Raw genomic sequence first — 21147 nt, forward strand, 5'->3', positions numbered from 1 at the left:
ATTCGGTTCTCCCTGAGATATCGCCAGATATTTTCGACCGGGTGCAGTTTGGGTGCTTTCGCCAGCGTTGACACCAGAGTGATTTTGGCCGGCACCTTCGGTTTGGATAAGACATGCCAGCCCGCCCAAGTAAGCAGCAACGGTCTGTCCGGCCAATTTCGGCTTAACACGGCCTTGAGCCCTAGCGGATCATCCCACTCAATTTGTGAGGATCACACGACGTTCACAGTGGATGCTTTGCCACTGCGATTGCGGCGAGCTCCTCCTCCAGCACAGCCACCTCGAGACTTCTATCCAGCAAGGCATTCCACCGCTCAAGGCTCTCCATCTTGAGCAGCCGCGCGCTCTGGAGAGCGCCAAGCCGATTGCCGGCGCGCAGCCGATCCTCAATGTTCTCCACTAAACAGTCGAGGAAGATGTCAGTCAGTCGTCCCAACCCATGACGGTAGGCTGCCTCAGCCTCAGGATCTCCCTTCACCAGCGCCCATTGGCGCGCATAGACGGCCCGAATGCTGTGCAACATGCGCTTGCCGTCCCGCGACGAACTTGTGCTGTAGCGGCGGTAGCGGGTGACCGCTGGCGCCTGATAGCAGCAGGCGGGGAAGCGGTGGGCCACCCGCAGATAGAAGTCGAGGTCGTCAGCGCCCCATGGGTCCTGAAGCCGCCAACTGCCTCGACCGCCTCGCGCCGGAACATGACTGACGAGGGTGGGATGATGTACCAGTCAAAGCGGAGGAGAGGCAGATAAATGTGGGTCTGGGGCGGCGGCGGAGCAACGTGCCAAGGTACCGGCTCGCCTTCGAACGTCATCTCCTCGCGTGGGCCGACAGCAAAACCGGCTTGCGGGTGCCTCTCCAGAGCATCAAGCCCAGCCGCAAGAGCGCAGGGGAGCAGGTGGTCGTCGGCATCGAGGAAAACCAGATACTGCCCACGGCTCCGGGAAATCCCGGTGTTGCGGGCCACCGCCGGACCCGCATTGTCCTGATACACGGTTGTGACCCGCGGGTATGCGGACGCCACTGGTGCTGCAGGAACCGGTGAGCCATCATCCACCAGGATGATCTCATAGTTTTGGCAAGTCTGGACATCGGCCGTTTGTAATGTCTGATTGAGCAACTCGGCCTGAGCGGGAGTGCCGAGATGACAGGGCAGGATGATGGAAACGAGAGGCTGGTCGCGTTGGATCGACGATGGGAACACCGAGACAACTCCAGGAGATCCTGCTTCAGATGTGGAGATGAGATAGGGCGAGAAGGTTATGGCGGAACTGCCGCTTCTCGTTCGGGGCGCCCTTCAGGGCCGCGGATTGTCCCCTCCTAGCACGAGGCGGAAGTACGCCGAATTCCCATAGTGCGGCGACAAGGGACTTTGGGGCGCTGCCGATTTCCAAAGTGCGTTCGCTTCGTGCGGCATGGATCCGCTCTTCAGAAGCGAGCAGGAAGCAGCCCCGATTCTGATGCCGGACGGGGGCACGTCAAGCTCAAGCATCGGGCCCGCGTGTCGATGACGAGGTACCGCTTCTTGCCATCGATGTTCTTAGCTGCGTCATAGCCGATCTGGTCGATGCGAGTTGGCAGGCCTTTTGATCGGAACAGACCGCCTCAGCCCTCGATCGAACAGTTACAAGCATCATGAAGCAGCGCCAGCCTATGTGCGAACTTGTGTGGCTGTGTTGTTCCCGGTGTGAAGGTCCAGCCAGAGGAGTCAATTCGCTTGTTCTGTTTACTACCGTACCGATAATTTGGGCCAGTCCGCAACTCTACCTGAACGGTGCTCCACTCCCAGAGTTTTAGAGATGGAGGTAACGCCATGCTGAAATGGGCTCTGATCTTCTTCGTAATTGCCATCGTCGCTGCAATGTTTGGCTTCACAGGCATTGCTGCTGGAGCTGCGACGATCGCAAAGTGGCTCTTCTTCATTGCCATCGCAGTCTTCGTCATCCTCCTCATCCTGGGCCTGATTGCCGGAGAGACCTTATTCTAGCTGTCCGCGGAAAGCTGAAGCAGCGCTATGCACGGCGTCACGGCGGACAGAACAATCCTTCGATGCAAAGGCAGTTCGAAAGGCTTGCCTTGGTGACTTGAGGGCGGGCACCTCGCAAGGCATGCTCGGTTGAGCAATGAATACAGCTTATCGTCTATGGCCATTTCGGCCGCCGAGATGTTGAACGTTATTGTCGAGCCCTGGCTCTCTCGTGCAAGGTGGCACCTTTGCATGCCCGCCATACTGCTCTGGCTCCATGACCGCCGGTCCGCGCACGAGACCTGTGACAGGCTGCGAGAGATGAATCTCCTCTGCCGGGTAGGTATGCTTCGAGCCAGTTCTACTGCGATGGCCGCAATTGCGTCAGGCATCTATGCAGCGTCGTGGGACCGTTCTGTAAGGCCCTTGAACCGTGCAACCTAGGTCGACGACAGGAGCCGGGCAGGTGAGGATTGCTCCTGTTCGGGCTGCCGTTGTTGCACTAGGCTGATGAGCTAGAGAGCGAGAGGAGGTAGCATGTTCTTTGTTGTGACAGGACAAGGGCTGAATGGCCCGCTAGCAATCACCTGCGCGACGGCTGCCTCCGCGGTTGAGAAAGCGCATGAGCTTCTTGCTGACGGTGTGCTGGACGTGATCGTCACCGATGCTGACGGGCTCCAGCATCCACCGGACGAGTTCCATCGCCTCCTGCCCAGAACAGACGGATAGGTGCGAACCCTTACGCTGGTTGACCATGGAGTCGGAGCGTAGCTGGCCCGGTTAAAAGAGTATTGCGCGCCAGCCACGTGTGTCAGGAGGCATTGCGCTGTTGCATCTCTGTCTCTGCGCCAGCGTGTTGTCTTTCCATTCTATAGCGGGCGAATAGCACGTTGATTTCTGAACCGATGAGGATCACCAGTCCGGCTATGTACAGCCACAACATGAGGATGATGACAGCGCCAATGCTGCCATAGGTGGCATCGTAGCTACCGAAGTTCTTGGTATAGAACGAGAACACCAGCGAGGCAGCGATAAGCAGGCTCACGCCTGCCGCACTTCCAGGGGTGATGAACACGAATCTCTGCTTAACGTTCGGTGCAAAGCGATAGATGATTCCGAATCCAAGCAGCATTGCCAGCACGATAATGGCCCAGCGGATTGACGCGAAGACGGTTAGCAATACACTGCTGAACCCGAAACGATTGCCGATCCAGTCCTGGAGGACGCCGCCGAGAACGATGAGCGAGAACGCGCCAGCGATCAGCACACCAAAGAGCAAGCTCAGGACAAGTGCTGTCGCACGGGCCTTCAGGAAAGTACGCTCTTCCTCGACGCCATAGGTGATGTTCAACTGTCGCATGATGGCGTACATGCCAGTTGAGGTCGCCCACAAAGTCGCGATCAGGCTGAACGATAGCAGTCCACCCCGCCGCTCGCTCATCACTTGGTTCACCACCTGTGCGACGATATCAGAGGCCTCAGGCGGCAGCGCCTGAGCGAGGAGGTCCATAATCGCTTCATCAACGCGATCTATCGGCAGGTAAGGCAGGACGCTCATGAGTGCGATCAACGCCGGAAAGAGTGCCAGTGTCAGATAGAAGCCAAGGGCGGCTGCACCGTTGAAGACATTATCCTTGCTGATTGCCCTACCGAGATCATGCGCGAACTGCTTTGCGGTAACACCAAAGATCATCGTGGTCTCTTGCAGTGACAGCTACGTGGAGTAGTATCGTGGTGTGGAAATGTACCTGTTCCCGTTCCACCTGGTTTTTCAAGTGGTTCGTTTCATCTCTGTGACTGCCGGTTGACAGAGGGTTAGAGTGGCGGCGCGAGCCTGCTGGGGGTTATCAGGTTCCAGTCAGGTGTCCGGCTTTGTCCTGATCGAGACGTCCTCGTCTTCGTTCTCGCCTGGGAGTTCGGTTTCCTCGTCGAGGGCCTCCCGGACCCAGAGTTTCTTGACGACCACGAGCGCGACCACGGCCAGCGGAGTGGCCAGCAGGACACCGAGTGTCCCGAACAGAACGCCGAAGGCGACGATGGCAAGAAGAGTGATCACCGGGGGTAGGTCGACCGCCCGCTGCTGCACCAGCGGCGTGATCAGATTGCCTTCCATCTGCTGGATCAGGAGGTATAGGCCTGCCACCCAGAGGGCGGTCGTCGTATCCTGCGACAGGGCCAGGAGAATGGCGGGAATGGCGGCCAGGATGGGGCCCAGGAACGGAATGAACTCGGCCACTCCCGCCAGCAGTCCCAAGGCCATGGCCGAGGGGATGCCGAGCCACCACAGGCCGAGCCCTGTCAGGAGCCCGACGAGAAACATGGCGGCCAACTGGCCGACCAGCCACAGGCGAAGGGCGCGCGCCGTTGCTGCGAACGTCTCATCTGCCATGTGCCTGTGCTTGGGAGGAAAGAGCTTGAGAAATCCCCTCCGGTAGAAACCCGGCCGGATGGCCAGATAAATTCCGGCAACCAGCACGAGGAAAAAATTCGCCGCTGCTCCAAGAACCACCGAGGTGTATCCGGCCACTTGGCTGACTGCTCCGCCGTCCATCATGTTCCGGAGGCGCTCGGCGACCCAGGTCTCTACGTTCCGTAACCCGAAACGCTCCTCTAGCGATCGCAGGATCTCGGGCAGACGTTCGATCAGTTCCAGTGCCTGAGCCCAGACCTGAGATCCCAGTACGAGACTGAACGCTACCAGCGCGGCCAAGATGATGAGACCCGCAGCCAGGAGGGACCAGTTGCCATGGGCGGGCGTGTAGGCGTCGATGAGATCCGCCAAGCTGCGCAGCAGGATGGCGACGAGGATGGCCCCGAATGCGAGGAGCAGGACATCTGTAAGCTGCCACGCCAGCAGGATCAGGAGGACGACGATGCCGGTCGCGATCATCAGGCGGGAGGCGGCTCGCAGATACTCGCGTGTTGCAGGCTGGACGCCACCGAAGAGGATCATGAGCTATCCCCCGGCCGCATGGGATTGGCGATCTGAGTGCCCCCTCGACCAGTGAATTCTAAGAGCCAGGACAGGCAACTCAATGGCTTCCTGCGTCGTGCCGAAGGCGAACTCGCCGCTGATCCTGCGCTCGGGTCACCGGTATCCGTCTTGGCGCGTGATGAACCGAGCGGCCGAGGCAGTAGCCTGCCGCCAGACGGCGTATTTGATGTAGCATCCGGATATGATCGAGGAAGCATTATCCATTAACGCAAGCCATTGGGAATGGTTTGGCTGCGGCTGGAAGCATGCCCGTACGCTAGCGAACACAACTCGATCGAACAGATTGCGCGGAAGCCGCCAGGATGAACAGGATCAAAGATAGGAATGTAGGCAGATGGGCTGCCTCTCAGTGAACGAACCGAAAAGCGGCGTGGTCTAGCCACTCAGGCTACCTGAGGCGCACGCGGGATTGAGTCTGTCCACGACTAGCCTAAGCTGTATGCTGCGAGCATTCTAACCCCAGGAGTTGGCAGTGAGAAGAGACGGCGACATCGCCCGCTTCCCTTTGCTCGAGGCGGGGTCATCGGAGCTGGCCGGGCTGATCAGGATCGTGCGGCGCCTTTCCACGTGCGGTTCGGTCGATGAGGTGATGGAGGTCGCCACCTACGCCGCCCGAACGCTCCTCCAGGCCGACGGCATCACCTTCGTGCGTCGAGACGGGGATCTCTGCCATTACGCAGAGGAGGATGCAATCTCCCCTTTGTGGAAAGGCCGACGGTTTCCGATCGAGGCCTGCATCTCGGGCTGGTGCATGATGGAGGCCAAGACTGCGGTCATTCCGGACATTCTCAAGGATCCGCGCATTCCTCAGGATGCCTACAGGCCCACCTTCGTGCGCAGCCTGGCGATGGTGCCAGTTTGCCAGGATGAGCCCGTTGCTGGTCATGCGCTTCAGGCTATCACTCCAAACTTCGCCGGAACAATACGCCTTCTACTGAGGACGTCGCTCTTGAGCGGGGTCCTCCTCTTTTTGTGTCACGCCTTCATCGACTGCCTTCCTCGCCGATGGCGGACAACCCGGTTCAGTTCCGTACTGACAGGACTCACCCGGCCCAGATCCTGTGTTTCCATGGCGTGTGGTCCCAGTTTGACGTGCGCCCCCCAGGCTCACTCCTGCCGAGCGTGTCGCCGTGGCGGCATTCCGACGGAGAATGCCACGCCCCGAGAAGTGAGGGGGAACATGCCCGGAGAAACACTCAGTCTCATGTTGCTGGCAGCCTCCCTTGGCTCTAGTCCCTCGGCAGAAGCACAGCCCAGCGTGGATCTTGAACGGACCCCCGTTCTCTGCCGCGGGTATGAAGGCGGCGCTGGTCCCTCGAACGGCGACCGCGCTGATGGCAGAGCGTGCCGCTCAATTAAGCTCAGGGCGCTTCTACGGGGCCACGGGATTACTCGCTTGCTGGAGTGGGCGTTGAAGGATGACGTCTACGTTGTGAGGGCGGATTGGCACAGGATCAACGAAGTGAAGCGAAGCGGCGACACGTTCAGCGTGATTGCGGAGCATTTCGGTCGACGGTTCGCACTTCGGATCCAAGCCAGGAACGGCTCAATTATTGCGTGGAAGACCTGCCCCTGCTGAGCCGCGTCAACGACGGATGCCGATGTCCGGAGATTGGAAGGTGTGGCTTCCTAACGAAGCCCAACCCTCGTCTCCGCCATGCTTGCAGAGGCCATGCATACGAGCGCTATGTCGCTTTCCGACAGCAAAAATCATTGTTCTCAACCGTACAGAACTCACTCACGTGACGTTCCCGAGCGGAACGTCACGGAATGACTTCCCGTTGCTCCACCGACCGTTCCGCTCCCCATTGCAGCGGGTGAGCCGGACTACTCGAGCGGGCGAGCGGCTTGTCCAGAGCTCTGCCTGAGCCTTACCGGTCGCAGCCATGACCAGGCTCCGTCCGCTCTTCCTGTGCTGCTTCAGACGGAGATACGACATGAAACTCTTTGTTACCATTCTGGCGTCGACGGCACTCACGTCAGCCGTTGCGCTAGCGCAGTCGCAGCCTACGGCTCAGCAACCTGGATTGGCACAAGACGGCTCCCAGGCAACACAGCAGTCTTCCGCGCAGAACCGTCCTATCCCGGCTTCGGAGCTCAGGGGAAAAGAGGTGGTGAATGATCGCGGCGACACGGTTGGCCGAGTCGAGCGGGTCATGATCGGACAGAACGACCAGGCCTTCGCAGTGGTGCGCTTCGAGGGGGAGGTTGGCCTGGGCGACGAGCCGCGCATGATTCCGGTGGATCGGCTCGATATGCAGGATGATCGCCTCGTGCTTGCCGGGGCGGCGGCCGAGCTCAACCAGACGGAGGAATACCGTGAGAATTTGTCCGGCTACCGTGAAGCGGGGGGCAACCAGCAAGTCGCTCTCGGGCAGCAGGGTCGCCGATCAGGGCAGGACCGGCAGCAGAACGACCGAACTCAGGTCGTGGTGCGCCAGTCGCAGCCTCAGGTGCAGGTCGAGCAGGCCCAGCCTCAGGTGCGGGTCCAGCAGCCGCAGCCGAACGTGACGGTGCGCCAGCCGCAGCCGCAGATCATCGTGCGTCAGGCGCCACCGACTATCACCGTCGACCAGCCGCAGCCGGAGATCATCGTGCGCATGCCGGAGCCCGACGTCAATGTCGCCATGGCTCAGCCCCAGGTCGAGGTGAACCAGCCGCAGCCGCAGGTACGGGTGGTCCAGCCTGAACGGCAGCAGCAGAGTGCCGCTACGGTGGAGCAGGCCCAGCCCCAGGTGCAGGTGCTGCCGCCGCAGGAAGAGGCGAATGTAAATCTCCAGCGGGCCGAGCAGCCCCAGGTGTCGTACGAGCGCACGGGCGAGCCGCGGGTGGAGTTCAACGAGGCCCAGGGCCAGCCCACCATCCGTTACGAGCGCATGGGCGAGAACCAGCAGGGACAGCAGCAGGCTCAACAGCGACAGGCCCAGGCGACTCAGCAGGGTCAGCAGCAATCTCAGGCCACGGCAGGATACTCGGAGGAGCAGCGCCGATCCCTGCGTGAACGCTTGAATGCCGGCGACGTGGAGAGCACCGGCTCGGTGGACGCAAACGTCCAAGTCCGCCCGGTGGCGATCTCCGATCTTGAGAATGCTGAAGTGTACAACGGGCGTGGCGACGAGCTGGGCAAGGTGGATCGCGTGATCCAGACGCCGCAGGGTGGGCAGTATCTCGTCGTGGGCTCTGGCGGCTTTCTGGGCATTGGCCGGGACCGGGTCGCGTTTCCGATCGACCGCTTCTGGCTCAGGGGTGATCGTCTTGTAATCCGCGGCGTCACGGAGGAGGACATCGAAGCGATGGACGATTACCGCGACACCCTCGACAGCTTCCAGCGGGCGGGCCGCACCGACCGCGCAGACCTCCGCGTCTGGCAGTAAGCTGCCAAGGCACTCGGAGTGCTCAGGTCCACTGTCGTGATGGCTCAGGCGAGGGCGGTTCTTTGAGGAGCCGCCCTCACGTCGATTTGGTTGCCTTGGGGCTCTCGCCGACTGGTCCGCTACGGACGCTCTCGCGCCTCACTCCCAGAGCACCGCCAGGACGCCATTCCCATGACCTCATGAAGAATATCGAACCATCCTACCGGCGGGGGGTTGTACAGTTGGTCCCGCTCGGGCAGTCTGGAGAGACATCATGTATAAGCTTGCATTCGTTACCGCCGTGTGTCTGCTGGCCGGAGCCTGCGCCTCCCAGCAGCAAACAACGAGCACGGCTGTTGGCGCGACTGCCGGTGCAGTCGTCGGAGGACCAGTGGGTGCCGTGGTCGGGGCTGGAGCCGGGGCTGTGGCTGGAGCGCCTGGTGGTGTTGTGGACGAGGTTCAAGGCGACAACCAGCGGCGTGTTATGCGTCGGCGCTGAACCTCCTGCTATGGGCGCGAGTTCACCGGCTGTCCGCAGACTTTCCTGCATAGTTGGTCCTGCAACGAACCGCTGGATAGTTCAGTGCGGGCTACGTCTACGATGAGCTCCGGGTGCTTTAGATGTTTGAAGATCGCCGTGCTGATCGCTCGGTGATTCTACTACGTGCGCGTTAGAAGCCGCCAAACGTTCAGCCGTAGCTCGTTCAGCCGTTCGATCTATTCGTCGCATGAGGTCCTAGCGAAGCATATGCTCCATTCTCGTCTCGTCCTACTACGAACCTGCGATGGAACCCGTGATGCTTCTTGCTGGCGCGTTGCGGCCTCGTACGCGTCTGCTCCAGGGAGGTAAAAGCAGCGAGCGGCATTGAACTTGAACAGCAGGGCGGCGATCTAGGCCCGCAAGCCGAACAGCCCACGCTCTACAGCCGCAGTTACCAACCCGTTCATCGATTCAGCAAGATGACACAGGTGGGAGCGGTTTGGACCCGTCGGAATGAGCGGACCGCTCCGGCGGATGGAACTTCCGGCGTCCAGGCCTGTTCCGAGAACAGCCACGTCTGTCCGTTGGTATGAGTGCCGCCATTCAAGGAGGACCAGATGAGCACGTCCGAGGAAGCCGATCAGCGCCCCGACACGCCGCATTATGAGAACGCCACCGGCGGCTGGGGGTCGCTCAAAGGGGTCAGCCGCATCCTTGCCGACCAGAGACCTACCGTCGGGGCCCTCCGTACGCTGATGCGCCAGAACAAGCCGGGCGGGCATATGTGCACCTCCTGCGCCTGGACCAAGCCTGCGCAGCCGCACCTCTTCGAGTTCTGCGAGAACGGCGCCAAGGCGACAATCTGGGACCTTACGCGCGACCGCTGCACACCTGAATTCTTCACCCAGCACAGTGTAACACAGCTGCGCGACCTGCCGGACTATGAGCTGGAGAGGGCCGGGCGGCTCACGCATCCGCTGCGCTACGACGCTGCCTCGGATCGCTACGTCGAGACGACTTGGGAAGAGGCCTTCGAAGGGATCGGGGCGAAGCTCAGAGAGCTCGATCCAAAATCGACAGTCTTCTACATGTCAGGCAAGGCTGTCCTGGAGACCGCCTATCTCTACGCGCTCTTCGCGCGGCTCTACGGGCACAACAACCTGCCCGACAGCTCCAATATGTGCCATGAGACCACGAGCGTGGGGCTCAAGAAGGTAATTGGTGTTGGGGTAGGCACCTGCGTGCTGTCGGACTTCGATCATTGCGACCTGATCCTGTTCTTCGGCCAGAATACCGGGACCAACTCGCCCCGCTTCCTCCACACCCTCAAGGACGCCAGGGAGCGAGGCTGCAGGATCGTCACCTTCAACCCGATCCGCGAGAGGGGCCTCGTCGAGTTCGCGGATCCTCAGAATCCTGCCCAGATGACGGTAAAGCCCGCCACCCCGATTTCGGACATCTACCTCCAAGTCCGCCCCGGAGGCGACGTCGCGGTGCTGGCCGGGCTGTGCAAGCGTGTGCTGGAGCTCGATGGCGAGCGGGGAGGGAGCATCCTCGACCGGGCCTTCATCGCGGAGCATACAACAGGGCTTGAGGAACTCGAGGCGCGGTTGCGCGAGGTACCCTGGGAGGAGATCGAAAGGGAATCCGGCCTGCATCGCGAGGAGCTCGAAGAGGTGGCGGAGATCTACGCCACGTCGAAGAACGTCATCGGCATCTATGGGATGGGCCTGACCCAACATGTCAGAGGCTGGCTCAACCTCGCCATGCTCGTGAACCTGCTCCTGCTGCGCGGCAATATGGGGCGGGAAGGGGCCGGCATCTCGCCCGTGCGTGGGCATTCCAACGTGCAGGGCCAGCGCACCGTGGGCATCACCGAGAAGCCCAAGAATGTACCGATGGACAAGCTGAGGGAGCTGTTCGGCTTCGAGCCGCCGCAGGAGGAGGGGCGCTCCACCGTGGATCTGGTCGAGGGGTTGCTCGACGGTTCAGTGCGAGGCCTCATCTCCATGGGCGGCAATCTTGCTCGCGCGATCCCAGACCGAGCCCGCGCCGAGGAGAGCTGGCGCAGTCTCGAACTCAACGTGCAGATCGCGACCAAGCTCAATCGCTCGCACCTGCTGCCCGGGCGTGCCACCTGGCTGCTGCCCTGCCTTGTGCGATCCGAGGAGGATATGCAGGCGACAGGGGCGCAGGCGGTGACGATGGAGGATAGCCTGAGCATGATCCACGGCTCTCTGGGCAAGCGCAAGCCCGCCTCGCCGCATCTGAAGTCCGAAGTCGCCATCGTCGCAGGGATCGCTAAGGCGACGCTGCCGCCCAATCCCATGGTGAAGTGGGACGAGTGGACCGGCGACTACGGGCTGATCCGCGACCTGATCGAGGCGACCTATCCCGACAAGTTCCGCGACTTCAACGGGCGGCTCTTCACACCGGGTGGGTTCCACCGGGGCAACTCGGCGCGCGAACGCGAGTGGAAGACCGAAAGCGGGAAGGCCCAGTTCACCGCGCCCGAGGTACTGACCGCCCTGGGTGAGCCGCCTGAGGGCGAGGAGTTTACGCTGATTACGCTGCGTTCAAACGACCAGTTCAACACCACGATCTACGGCTTTTCCGACCGGTTGCGGGGGCTTTCGGGGTCGCGCGACATCCTCCTCATCAACCCCGAGGAGATGGGGCGGCGGGGTCTCTCGGAGGGGCAGGTGGTGACGCTCGAATGCGCGGTGGATGATGGGGCCGAGCGCGTGGTGCGGGGGCTGAAGATCGTTCCCTACGATCTGCCGGACGCCTGCGTCGCGGCCTACTACCCTGAGGCCAATCCCCTGATCCCTGTGGGCTATCACGATGAGTTGGCCAAGACCCCTGCCTACAAGGGCGTGCCCGTTCGCATCCGTACCGAAGGGTGAGCGCATGAAAGAGATGCTGAAAGATCTGGCGAGTGGCACCCTCCCACACTATGGCCGATCCTGCAGTACCGCTGCGATATCCCGGCGAGGTGGCCGAACAGTCTGCTGACAGGTGCGGCCGATCAGGATCTTGACGGGAGGCGACGAGAGCGGGGAGCGATGAGGATGGAGGGATGAGCCCGGAAGACTGGAATCAGATTTATTGCGGCCCCGCTCCGGCTCCGGCGGAGATCTGGCTGCGCTGGAACCTCGACCCGATTCTCCTGCTGGCGCTCGGCGTCTTAGCTTTTTCCGTCGGCCGGAGCCGGTCAGGCGCATTGGGCGTGGCGGCGCTGGCGTTGGCGTTCGTGTCGCCTCTTTGCGCACTCTCCGCATCGCTTTTCTCGGCTCGTGTCGTACACCACGTCTTGCTGGTCGCGGTCGCGGCTCCGCTGATCGCATCGGCATGGCCCGCGCGCGAGCCACGGCCGGCAGCAGCGCCTTTCCTGATTTCAACGGCGGTGCTTTGGGCATGGCACCTTCCCTCAGCGTACGATCTCGCCCTGTCTTGGGTCCCGGCCTACTGGATCATGCAGCTCTCGCTCATCGTGACCGCAATCGTCTTTTGGCGCACCATCCTCCAACCGCGCCAGAACGGGGGCTACGCTCTTCTCATGATCCTCGGCGGCTACATGCAGATGGCGTTCCTGGGTGCGCTCCTTACGTTTGCGCCCGCCTCCCTCTATGCGATCCATGCCGTGGCGCCGTTCGACTGGGGCTTTTCGCCCCTCAATGACCAGCAGCTCGGCGGCCTTATCATGTGGGTGCCGGCGGGTCTGCCCTATCTAGCTTGGGGAGCAATGGTGGCGCGACGCGGCTGGCGGGCAATGGACGGGCGCCTGGCATGATCCCTTGGCTGAACCCGACTATCCCTTATCTGAAGGCGCTTCACATTGCGATGCTCAGTCTCTGGTGCGCGGGGCTCTTCGCCCTGCCGCTCATGCTGGCGCGGCACGACCCGGCCATCGGCCAAGCGGACTACGCCCGGATTCGGCGCGCCACACATTTCGGCTACACCTTCGTCATTACCCCGGCCGCCGTGATCGCCATCGCGTCGGGGACGCTGCTCATCTTCCTGCGCGAGGTTTTCGTCCTGTGGATGTTCGCCAAGTTGGTTTTCGTGGCGCTGCTCGTGTCCTTCCATGCCTGGGTCAGCTACATCATCGTCGCCGTCGCCGAGACCGAGGGCTCTCACACGCCGCCCGAGCCGCTGGTGCCCACACTGCTGCTGATGGTCCCGATCCTCGCCATTCTCACACTTGTCCTCGCCAAACCGGATTTGAGCAGGATCCCGATCCCGGACTGGCTCGAGGAACCTCGGGGAGTTCAGCTCCCCTTCGATGTCCCCAGGCGATAGTCAAAGACAAGCTTGCCGCCATGCCACCCCGTTGCCGAGACCATCAGGACGTTGAATCCAGACAGAAGGAGGCCATAGGGCAGCACCGCCGCCTCATAGCCATACAGCCGGTAGCCCCAGTTGGCTCCGAGCAGCGACAGCAGGAGCACCGCGATAACGGCATGGGTCCAGGAGGGCACGCGTATACGGATACCGGGGACCATCAGGAGCTCCATGGTTCCCGTCGCAGCAGCCGCGAGTCCGAACAGAAAAGCTGTGCCTGCAGCCCAGACGCCGGCACGTGCCCAAAACATGTCACCAGACAGCCAATAGAGTCCATCTGCCCCGAACGTGCAGAACGTCAGCGCTACGGGAAAGGCTACGGTCATCGCGTGGAGCGGGTGGCCCCAGATGCCGATCTTCGACTCGGTCTCGGTGTAACCCGGAAGCTGCTCAATCGGGTCGATGAGTCCATCACGCTCGTTCTGCACCATTTCCTGCGTCATTACGGCTGTTTCCTTCGCTGGAGTATCGGGGCCACAACGTTCGTCGTCCTCGCTGGTTGCGAGTCGCGCCTCTCGACGGTCCACCCGGCTGGACCGGCAGCCGACCTGATCGCCACCCTGTGGTGGGTGATGTTGGCCGGTGCCACGGTGATCTTTCTTTTCGTGATGACGCTTCTCGTGCTGGCATTCAGTCGCGGGCCGGCGCCAGCCTCTGCCCAGGCGGACGAGGCACGGGAGAAGGTTTGGATCGTGGGTCTCGGCATCGGTTTCTCAGTCACGGTCCTGGCCGCGCTCCTGACTTACGGCCTCGTCGTGGGCGAGCGGCTCCTCCCTCGGCCGGGACCGGAGGTAGTGACCGTCCGCGCCGAAGGGCGGCAGTGGGCGTGGTCCTTTAGCTATGCCGACGCCCCTGGTCATGTGACTGAGGGCGTGCTTCACATCCCGGCCGGGCGGCCGGTGGACGTGCAGGTCACCACCGTCGACGTGATCCACAGCTTCTGGGTGCCGCAGCTCGCAGGCAAACTCGACGCGATCCCGGGCCATGTGAACGTCTTGCGGATCGAGGCTTGGGCGCCTGGCGACTACGCGGGCGTAAGCTCGGAATACAACGGTCCCGGCTATAAGGACCACGTCTTCACCGTTCGCGCCCATGATGAGGCCGGCTGGATTGCCTTCCTGGCGGGAGGCGAGCGATGAATGCTCTGCGCCGCCATCGCGCACTGACGCGGATCTGGGCGTCAGACCCAGGCTGGAAAGGCTGGTTCACCACGGTGAACCACACCGACCTCGGGCGGATGTTCCTTTTCGTGGCGGTGTTCTTCTTCGTGATCGGCGGAATTCTGGCGATGCTGATCCGCGCTCAACTCGCCACCCCGCGCTCGGCCTTCGTCGGACCGGACATTTACAACCAAATCTTCACGATGCACGGGACCATCATGATGTTCCTGTTCGCGATCCCTCTCTTCGAAGGGCTCGCGGTGTATCTGCTGCCCAAGATCCTGGGAACGCGCGACTTGGCGTTCCCGCGCCTCACCGCCTATGGTTTCTGGTGCTACGTCTTCGGCGGCTCGCTCCTGATCGTCTCGCTCCTTGCGGGCATCGCGCCCGACAGCGGCTGGTTCATGTACCCGCCGCTCTCCTCCCGGATCGCGAGCCCCGGTATCAACACAGACTTTTGGCTCCTCGGCATCACCTTCGTGGAAATCTCCGCGATCTGCGCCTCCGTTGAGATCACCGTGACGGTGTTGCGCTATCGTGCGCCGGGCATGTCACTGCCCCGGATGCCGATCTTTGCCTGGTATGCTCTCGTCACCGCAGTGATGATCCTGACGGGATTCCCGCCGCTTATCCTGGGCTCGATCCTGCTCGAACTCGAGCGTGCCTTCGGAATGCCCTTCTTTCAAGTGGAGCACGGGGGCGACAGCCTCCTGTGGCAGCATCTTTTCTGGCTCTTCGGCCACCCGGAGGTCTATATCATCTTTCTGCCCGCCGCCGGAGTGGTCTCAATGATCCTGCCGGTGATGGCGCGCACAACGCTGCTGGGTTACGGCTGGATTGTGGCCGCGGCGGTGACGCTGGGCGTCCTGAGCTTCGGGCTATGGGTCCACCACATGTTCACCACAGGCATCCCGCATATGGGCCTCGCCTTCTTCTCTGCGGCCTCGACCTTGGTCGCGGTGCCCACAGGAGTACAGATTTTCGCATGGATCGGGACGATCTGGAAAGGGAGCCCGCAGCTCAAACTTCCGATGATGTGGATCCTGGCCTTCTTCGCCACCTTCGTCATCGGCGGGCTCACGGGCGTCATGGTGGCCGTGGTGCCCTTCGACTGGCAGGTGCATGACACACACTTCATCGTCGCGCACCTCCACTATGTCCTCGTCGGGGGCTTCGTATTCCCGATGCTGGCAGCGCTTTACTATTGGATGCCACACGCCACCGGACGAAAGCGCTTCTTCAAGCTTGGCGAGACCGCCTTCTGGCTGATTTCAATCGGCTTCCATGTCACCTTCCTCGCCGTCCACTGGGTGGGGCTCCTGGGCCAGCGTCGCCGCATCCATACCTACGATGAAGGGCAGGGATGGGAAGTCATCAACCTGGTTGCCTCCGTCGGCGGCTTCGTCACAGCGGTTGGTTTCGCTCTGGTGATCGTGGACGTGGCGCTCAACGCGGCTGTTGCCATCCGCGGCTCTCGCGATCCGTGGCAGGCCGGCACTCTCGAATGGGCCATGCCGACACCGCCGCCGGCCTACAACTTCGCAAGCCTTCCCCTGATTGAATCGCGCAATCCGCTCTATGATGATCCGGACCTGCCGGTTTGCCTCGTCCGCGGGGAAGGCTACCTGGGCGACCCGTCCCGGGGGCGCCGTGAGACTCTCACCCTAGAGGTCGCGAGCGGAAAGCCCGCATACGTCGTCATCTTCCCCACCAACACGGCGTTGCCCATTCTCATGGCCTTCGTCACGGGCGGCATCTTCGTCGGCATGCTCCTGAAGCTCTACTGGCTTGTGCCGCTTGCCGCTCTGGGAGTTGCTGCAATCGTCGTTAGATGGGTGTGGAGCCTGGGCTCCAAGCGGGATGAGGGTCCACTGGAGGTGGGACGTGGCCTCACCCTGCCGCTTGCTTCCGAGGCTGCGGATCCGCCAGGGTGGTGGGGATCGCTGTTCCTGCTCCTCGCCAATGCAACGCTCTTCGGATCCTTGCTGTTCGGTTATGCTTTCCTGTGGACGGTCGCGCCCAACTGGCCGCCGCCCAACTATCTGGAGCCCGGCCTTGTCGGCCCGGCTCTCGTGCTCGGGGGCACTGCCCTGTCGATGGCGGGGATACGGCTCGCGCGCTGGAAGCTGCGCTGCGGGGGCGGCCCCTGGTTAGGCCTCCTACTCAGTGTGGTCGGTGCCGTCGGGACAGGTATGGCAGCGGGAACTCTACTTCTCAGGACATCATTTGATGCCCATGCCTACAGCGCCACGATCTGGGTGATCGGCGGCTACGTCCTGTTCCATGCGGGCCTGGTGGGCGGAATGATCACCTTCCTCACCCTTCGCGCGGCAGCGGGCTATGTCGCAGGTCGTCGGGTCGGCGAGGCGCGAATCGTGCAGCTCTGGATCGACTACACCGCGGCCGTGGCGCTGCTCGGGCTTGGTGTGGCTTGGCTGCCAGGAGTTCTGACGTGAAGGACATCCTCCGCATCTCTGTCCCGCTGACGGTCTGGCTCGCCGCTTTCAGCGCGGTCTACGGGCTCGAGGGCCTTGTCTGCTCTCATCGTTGGGCCGAAGCAGGATTGAGCCTTGCCGCGGGTCGCGGGATACTTCTGGCCGCGTGGGCCCTGGCTGTCGCGCTCCAGACTATGCTTCTGCTGGTCCTCCGCTCACCGCGGTTCGCCTCGCCCTCTGGGTTCGCCCGGAGCGTCAGTCTGACACTGGCCGGTGTGGCGCTCGTCGCTACGGCCTGGACACTACTCCCTGTAGCCGCAACGTCGCTGTGCCTGTGAGGTTTGATCGACCTCTTCGTCAGTTTCACATGCAAGTCTATCCGAATTGCCTAGCCATCTAGTTTCCAAACGACACTCCACCGGCTTGGAGTGTCATGGATAGGCAAGGCCGGCTGAGATGTGGCAACCCGATGCTCCGGCTGATGTGCTCCACCTTTAAATGTTTAGCCGAACGCGGCAGTGCACCGCGAATTTCGGTTCGGCATCGTACAGATCCGGCTTCTCGGATGAACAAGCGCTTAAGCGTAAGCCTTTCCCTTAGACGAAGTGCATGGAACGGTACGCCAGAGTGCGGGAAACTCATCGACGGAGAAGGCGCGAAACCTTCCCCTCCGATCCGGAAGCAGTTTGGCACTGATCTGGTACCGAAGCCAAAGGAAACCGATCATGCGCCTGTGGGGCGACTTTCGGTGCCGCTTCACACCCGCTCAAGTTCCGGCGGGTCTCAGGTCCATTTCGGCAACGTCAGCATCACTCGAGACTTTGCGGACGAGCATGGCGTAGAGCACCTTGGCATCGCTCGCTGAGCGAAGACGCGCGGCGATATCGCCCTCTCGCAGACGCCGTGCCGTGCACGACAGCGCCCGTAGCAGGATCCTGGGATCATTCTCGGGGGCGAGGATCATCACGGCGAGATCCGCGGCAACACCATCCACAGCTCCGAAATCAACGGGTGGCTGAAGCCGTGCAAAGAAACCTACGGGAGCATCAATGCCCTCAATCGTCCCATGCGGGATTGCGATCCCCCGGCCAAGGCCGATCGTTGTGCTGTCCTGTCGTTCAAGAAGCGCATTGAGCACTTTGTCGGGATCGAGGTTTGTAGCGGCTGCCCCAAGTCGCGCCAGCTCCTTCAGGACGTCATACTTGTTCGTACCCAGAAGGAGCGGGATGACCCGGTCCGGCGTGACAAAATCCCCAATGTCCATATCGTTAGTGCCCTTGAGGCATGCCGAACCGTGTGAAGGCAGCGGCTGCCACTTTCATTTCCGGTTGCCCGAGCCTGATCGACACCCCTGAGTCGCCTCGGAACGTCAGGACTCCGTTTGCTGTGTCCCCACCGTATGTCCTATTCGTGGCCGGCTGGTGATCAGCGTCGTTCCACATAGTAATATCGTCATGCTTACAGCCGCGATCAAGGTCACCTTAGCCCAATCGGCTGACATCGACGACCCCGTGCACTGACGAGGTCGATCAGATAAGAAACCGATGCCCCGGCAGTGATCCTCCCAAAGGCATGGCCCCGGCCCGGCTCTCGCGCAACATGGCGCAGAACCTGCGTTACTACCGTCGTGCGTCGAATGCTGGGGTGAGTGAACCGACTTTTTGAGAAGACAGGAGCCCTATAAGTACCGCTGGGGCACCGTCGAAGATCAACCTGTTCCCGCTTTCTCGAACCACTCGCGAGGTAGAACGATGGCGTGTCCTGTCGGCGTCCGCTGGACCATAGGCGATGTTTCGGATCCCGGTTTCGAGGCGCTGCGTCTGTCTCTGTGGGGAGTTCGTCGTGTATTGGGGCTGGATGCCTGATTGCGGCGGACTCGGTCGCGAGGCTCACGTGGTGACGACCGAGGAAGTGACGATCTGCTCGCCCTTCTGGCCACACCAGCCCCATCTCGGCCGCGCAGGAGCGCATTTCGTAGGCCTGAACGCCCGTGAGCTGCCATTATCATCCGGCAACGGAGTGCATGATCGAGAACTGGCTGCTCCACCGGCCGGAGCTTTACGGTCGTGTCGGATTGCGCATCCCGGCGCACGCGGATGGATAGCCAGGGAATTCGACCGATCTTCATCGTGGAGCCTCGAGGCGAAGCCTCCGTTCGCGCCGGGCTCAACCCGGCGTGCAAGGGTGCTTTAGGCCAATAATGTCAGTGTCCTGGATCAGGCCTGGAGAAGAACCTGGGCAGATAAAGCGGAACAATACGCTCGCCTCGGCCGTTAAACGGCGGCCAAGCTTGCAGCCGGCTTCTGGTCTGCGGCCGGCGTGTAGGCCTGGATAATGAGGTGATCGCTGCATGAAGATCGTTGTGTTCGGCCTCACGATCTCCTCCTCCTGGGGCAATGGGCACGCCACTCTCTGGCGTGGTCTGTGCCGGGCACTTGCCCACCAAGGGCACCGGGTTGTCTTCTTCGAGCGCGATGTGCCCTACTATGCCATGAACCGGGATTTGTATGAGATCCCTGGCGGGGCTCTCGTACTCTATGATGATTGGGAAGCGATCCGGCCACGCGCGAAGGCAGAGATCGCCGATGCCGACGCGGCCATGGTGACGTCCTACTGCCCCGACGGCATCGCGGCCGCCGATCTCCTGCTCGATGCCCCGCGCGCAACACGGGTCTTTTACGATCTTGATACACCCGTCACGCTCTCCCGCCTGCATGACAGGCAGGCCATCACCTATATCGGACCGCGCGGCCTCGGCGATTTCGATCTGGTGCTCAGCTATACAGGAGGCGCGGCTCTCGAGAGGCTGCGCCAGGAGCTGGACGCACGGCGGGTCGAACCTCTCTATGGGCACGTCGATCCCGACCAGCACCGCCCCGTCGAGCCGGTCCCATCCTATAAGTCCGACCTGTCCTATTTGGGCACCTATGCGGCCGACCGACAGGCAACCCTTCAGCGTCTTCTGATCGAGCCGGCCCGGCTGCGACGGAACCGGCGCTTCGTGATCGGTGGCGCCCAGTACCCGCCCGACTTTCCCTGGGAACCCAACATTTATTTCGTTCAGCACCTGCCACCATCCGAGCATCCTGCCTTCTTCTCGTCATCCCGCCTCACCCTCAATGTCACACGCCAAGCGATGGCCGAAATGGGCTGGTGCCCCTCCGGGCGCCTCTTCGAGGCAGCGGCCTGCGGCACACCGATCGTCTCGGACAATTGGGAGGGGCTCGACAGCTTCTTCGAACCTGGCCAAGAAATTCTCATCGCCGACACGACGCAGGATGCCGTCGATGCGTGCGAACTGAGCGATGCCGAGCTGGGGCGCATTGCCGAGGCCAGCCGCGAGCGAACCCTCGCGGAGCATACGTCCGCGCGCAGGGCGCAACAGCTGGAGGCGTTGATCGCCGGCTCCGGCTCCTCGTCGCGCGCTAATGGCGTCACAGCCATGATGGAGGCCTGATCATGTGGGGCATCATACCGGCTGCCGGAATAGGCAGCCGAATCCAGCCGCTTGCCTTCTCAAAGGAGCTGCTGCCGGTCGGCAGCCGACTGGACAACGGAGTCGAGCGCCCCTGCGCGGTCAGCGAGTATCTCGTCGAACGCATGATCTACGGCGGAGCGAAGAGGGTGTGCTTCGTCATCTCCCCCGGAAAATCGGACATCATGGAGTACTATGGGGCGAACTACGGCGAGGCATCGATCGCCTATGTGGTTCAGCCCGATGCCAGTGGATTGTGCGACGCCATTTTCCGTGCCTCGCCGCTCATTCCCCCGAACGAGAGCGTGATCGTCGGGCTGCCGGACACCGTCTGGTTCCCGGAAACCGCCCTGGCGGAGCTTCCTGAGGAAACCTTGTCATTCCTCCTCTTTCCAGTCGACAACCCGGAATTCTTCGACGCCGTCCTACTCGACGAGAACGACCGGGTCTTGGAAATCCAGGTGAAGCGCAGCGATGCATCCTCCAAGTGGATCTGGGGCGCCTTCAAGATGCCCGGCCGTATGTTGGAGGACCTGCGGCAACTCTGGTTGAAGCGCGGCCGCGAGGACGAGTATTTTGGCACTCTCGTGAACGCATATTTGGCGCAAGGTGGGCAGGCCGTCGGCGTCAAGGCCGGTCGATCCTACGTAGATGTCGGCACGCTTCACGGATATCGCTCCGCGATAGGTCTCCTGAGCGATGCGGCCGAGCAGAATGCCCAGTCGGGAGCCCGGGTGGCTCTGGGTTGGCCTTCGGGCCGCATGGGTCGGGGTCTTCACGACGCGAATAAGGAATAGCCGTTCGAGTCCTGTCCGGCACGGAGCTGCGGAGGGATTTCCTGCATCGGGGCAGAAACCGCATCGGTCATTCGACCGGAGTGATGCAGATGGAACATTCTGAGGATCTGGACGCTTCGAGGTGACCCTTGAGATCGCCGTTCGC

At 61.9% G+C, this 21147-nt stretch carries 16 protein-coding genes; 10 read left to right on the forward strand and 6 right to left on the reverse strand.

The features are described 5' to 3' along the window. Nucleotides 1–223 precede the first annotated feature (223 nt). Together LGR44_RS20375 and LGR44_RS22075 are read right to left on the reverse strand one after the other, a co-directional pair. Nucleotides 224–523, reverse strand: coding sequence for a hypothetical protein (locus LGR44_RS20375; protein WP_226742553.1), 300 nt, complete (start codon nt 521–523; stop codon nt 224–226). Beyond that, the gene (locus LGR44_RS22075; protein WP_226742554.1) at nt 475–1200 is read right to left on the reverse strand and encodes a glycosyltransferase family 2 protein; all 726 of its coding nucleotides are present in this window, start codon (nt 1198–1200) and stop codon (nt 475–477) included. The genes LGR44_RS20375 and LGR44_RS22075 overlap by 49 nt, the downstream gene beginning before the upstream one ends. Nucleotides 1201–1809: 609 nt before the next feature. Here LGR44_RS22075 and LGR44_RS20385 point away from each other — a divergent pair. Both LGR44_RS20385 and LGR44_RS20390 read left to right on the forward strand, forming a co-directional pair. Further along, the gene (locus LGR44_RS20385) at nt 1810–1983 is read left to right on the forward strand and encodes a DUF1328 domain-containing protein (protein ID WP_226742555.1); all 174 of its coding nucleotides are present in this window, start codon (nt 1810–1812) and stop codon (nt 1981–1983) included. A gap of 516 nt (nt 1984–2499) precedes the next feature. Continuing rightward, a complete protein-coding gene (locus tag LGR44_RS20390) occupies nt 2500–2691 on the forward strand; it encodes a hypothetical protein (protein WP_226742556.1) in 192 nt (63 codons plus the stop codon). An 82-nt stretch (nt 2692–2773) separates the two neighbouring features. Here LGR44_RS20390 and LGR44_RS20395 read toward each other — a convergent pair whose 3' ends face one another. Continuing rightward, entirely contained in the window at nt 2774–3655 is an 882-nt protein-coding gene (locus tag LGR44_RS20395) for a YihY/virulence factor BrkB family protein (RefSeq protein ID WP_226742557.1), read from the reverse strand. Between the two features lie 165 nt (nt 3656–3820). After that, the gene (locus LGR44_RS20400; protein WP_226742558.1) at nt 3821–4915 is read right to left on the reverse strand and encodes an AI-2E family transporter; all 1095 of its coding nucleotides are present in this window, start codon (nt 4913–4915) and stop codon (nt 3821–3823) included. Between the two features lie 1979 nt (nt 4916–6894). Here LGR44_RS20400 and LGR44_RS20405 point away from each other — a divergent pair. From LGR44_RS20405 to LGR44_RS20420, 4 genes are all read left to right on the forward strand, one after another. Further along, nucleotides 6895–8331, forward strand: coding sequence for a PRC-barrel domain-containing protein (locus LGR44_RS20405; RefSeq protein WP_226742559.1), 1437 nt, complete (start codon nt 6895–6897; stop codon nt 8329–8331). Between the two features lie 1077 nt (nt 8332–9408). Further along, a complete protein-coding gene (locus LGR44_RS20410; protein WP_226742560.1) occupies nt 9409–11697 on the forward strand; it encodes an FdhF/YdeP family oxidoreductase in 2289 nt (762 codons plus the stop codon). Between the two features lie 173 nt (nt 11698–11870). Further along, entirely contained in the window at nt 11871–12584 is a 714-nt protein-coding gene (locus LGR44_RS20415; protein ID WP_226742561.1) for a cytochrome c oxidase assembly protein, read from the forward strand. Then, the gene (locus LGR44_RS20420) at nt 12581–13093 is read left to right on the forward strand and encodes a CopD family protein (protein WP_226742562.1); all 513 of its coding nucleotides are present in this window, start codon (nt 12581–12583) and stop codon (nt 13091–13093) included. Before LGR44_RS20415 ends, LGR44_RS20420 begins: the two co-directional genes overlap by 4 nt. On the opposite strand, the gene LGR44_RS20425 is transcribed toward LGR44_RS20420, so the two are convergent. Then, on the reverse strand, nt 13063–13578 hold the full coding sequence (locus tag LGR44_RS20425) for a DUF2231 domain-containing protein (RefSeq protein ID WP_226742563.1): 516 nt from the start codon (nt 13576–13578) through the stop codon (nt 13063–13065). The two genes, LGR44_RS20420 and LGR44_RS20425, sit on opposite strands and share 31 nt — an antisense overlap. 129 nt (nt 13579–13707) lie before the next feature. On the opposite strand from LGR44_RS20425, the gene LGR44_RS20430 reads away from it, so the two are divergent. Together LGR44_RS20430 and ctaD are read left to right on the forward strand one after the other, a co-directional pair. Next, complete coding sequence (locus tag LGR44_RS20430) at nt 13708–14274, forward strand: cytochrome c oxidase subunit II (RefSeq protein WP_226742564.1); 567 nt, start codon at nt 13708–13710, stop codon at nt 14272–14274. Beyond that, nucleotides 14271–16751: a cytochrome c oxidase subunit I gene (gene ctaD / locus LGR44_RS20435; RefSeq protein ID WP_226742565.1), complete on the forward strand. Its 2481-nt coding sequence runs from the start codon at nt 14271–14273 to the stop codon at nt 16749–16751. The genes LGR44_RS20430 and ctaD overlap by 4 nt, the downstream gene beginning before the upstream one ends. 745 nt (nt 16752–17496) lie before the next feature. Here the strand turns inward: ctaD and LGR44_RS20440 are convergent. Further along, nucleotides 17497–17994: a PTS sugar transporter subunit IIA gene (locus tag LGR44_RS20440; protein ID WP_226742566.1), complete on the reverse strand. Its 498-nt coding sequence runs from the start codon at nt 17992–17994 to the stop codon at nt 17497–17499. 1086 nt (nt 17995–19080) lie between these two features. Here LGR44_RS20440 and LGR44_RS20445 point away from each other — a divergent pair. Continuing rightward, on the forward strand, nt 19081–20187 hold the full coding sequence (locus LGR44_RS20445) for a CgeB family protein (RefSeq protein ID WP_226742567.1): 1107 nt from the start codon (nt 19081–19083) through the stop codon (nt 20185–20187). Nucleotides 20188–20189: 2 nt separating this feature from the next. After that, nucleotides 20190–21002, forward strand: coding sequence for a nucleotidyltransferase family protein (locus tag LGR44_RS20450; protein ID WP_226742568.1), 813 nt, complete (start codon nt 20190–20192; stop codon nt 21000–21002). The last annotated feature ends 145 nt before the right edge of the window (nt 21003–21147 follow it).

This window comes from Microvirga lenta (assembly GCF_020532555.1).
Classification (GTDB): Bacteria; Pseudomonadota; Alphaproteobacteria; order Rhizobiales; family Beijerinckiaceae; genus Microvirga; species Microvirga lenta.

Excerpts from the sequence above, each read along its gene's own strand:
- LGR44_RS20375 (WP_226742553.1), bottom strand. The coding sequence starts at position 523 with ATGTTGCACAGCATTCGGGCCGTCTATGCGCGCCAATGGGCGCTGGTG.
- LGR44_RS20385 (WP_226742555.1), top strand. The coding sequence starts at position 1,810 with ATGCTGAAATGGGCTCTGATCTTCTTCGTAATTGCCATCGTCGCTGCA.
- LGR44_RS20390 (WP_226742556.1), top strand. The coding sequence starts at position 2,500 with ATGTTCTTTGTTGTGACAGGACAAGGGCTGAATGGCCCGCTAGCAATC.
- LGR44_RS20395 (WP_226742557.1), bottom strand. The coding sequence starts at position 3,655 with ATGATCTTTGGTGTTACCGCAAAGCAGTTCGCGCATGATCTCGGTAGG.
- LGR44_RS20400 (WP_226742558.1), bottom strand. The coding sequence starts at position 4,915 with ATGATCCTCTTCGGTGGCGTCCAGCCTGCAACACGCGAGTATCTGCGA.
- LGR44_RS20405 (WP_226742559.1), top strand. The coding sequence starts at position 6,895 with ATGAAACTCTTTGTTACCATTCTGGCGTCGACGGCACTCACGTCAGCC.
- LGR44_RS20410 (WP_226742560.1), top strand. The coding sequence starts at position 9,409 with ATGAGCACGTCCGAGGAAGCCGATCAGCGCCCCGACACGCCGCATTAT.
- LGR44_RS20415 (WP_226742561.1), top strand. The coding sequence starts at position 11,871 with ATGAGCCCGGAAGACTGGAATCAGATTTATTGCGGCCCCGCTCCGGCT.
- LGR44_RS20420 (WP_226742562.1), top strand. The coding sequence starts at position 12,581 with ATGATCCCTTGGCTGAACCCGACTATCCCTTATCTGAAGGCGCTTCAC.
- LGR44_RS20425 (WP_226742563.1), bottom strand. The coding sequence starts at position 13,578 with ATGACGCAGGAAATGGTGCAGAACGAGCGTGATGGACTCATCGACCCG.
- LGR44_RS20430 (WP_226742564.1), top strand. The coding sequence starts at position 13,708 with ATGTTGGCCGGTGCCACGGTGATCTTTCTTTTCGTGATGACGCTTCTC.
- ctaD (WP_226742565.1), top strand. The coding sequence starts at position 14,271 with ATGAATGCTCTGCGCCGCCATCGCGCACTGACGCGGATCTGGGCGTCA.
- LGR44_RS20440 (WP_226742566.1), bottom strand. The coding sequence starts at position 17,994 with ATGGACATTGGGGATTTTGTCACGCCGGACCGGGTCATCCCGCTCCTT.
- LGR44_RS20445 (WP_226742567.1), top strand. The coding sequence starts at position 19,081 with ATGAAGATCGTTGTGTTCGGCCTCACGATCTCCTCCTCCTGGGGCAAT.
- LGR44_RS20450 (WP_226742568.1), top strand. The coding sequence starts at position 20,190 with ATGTGGGGCATCATACCGGCTGCCGGAATAGGCAGCCGAATCCAGCCG.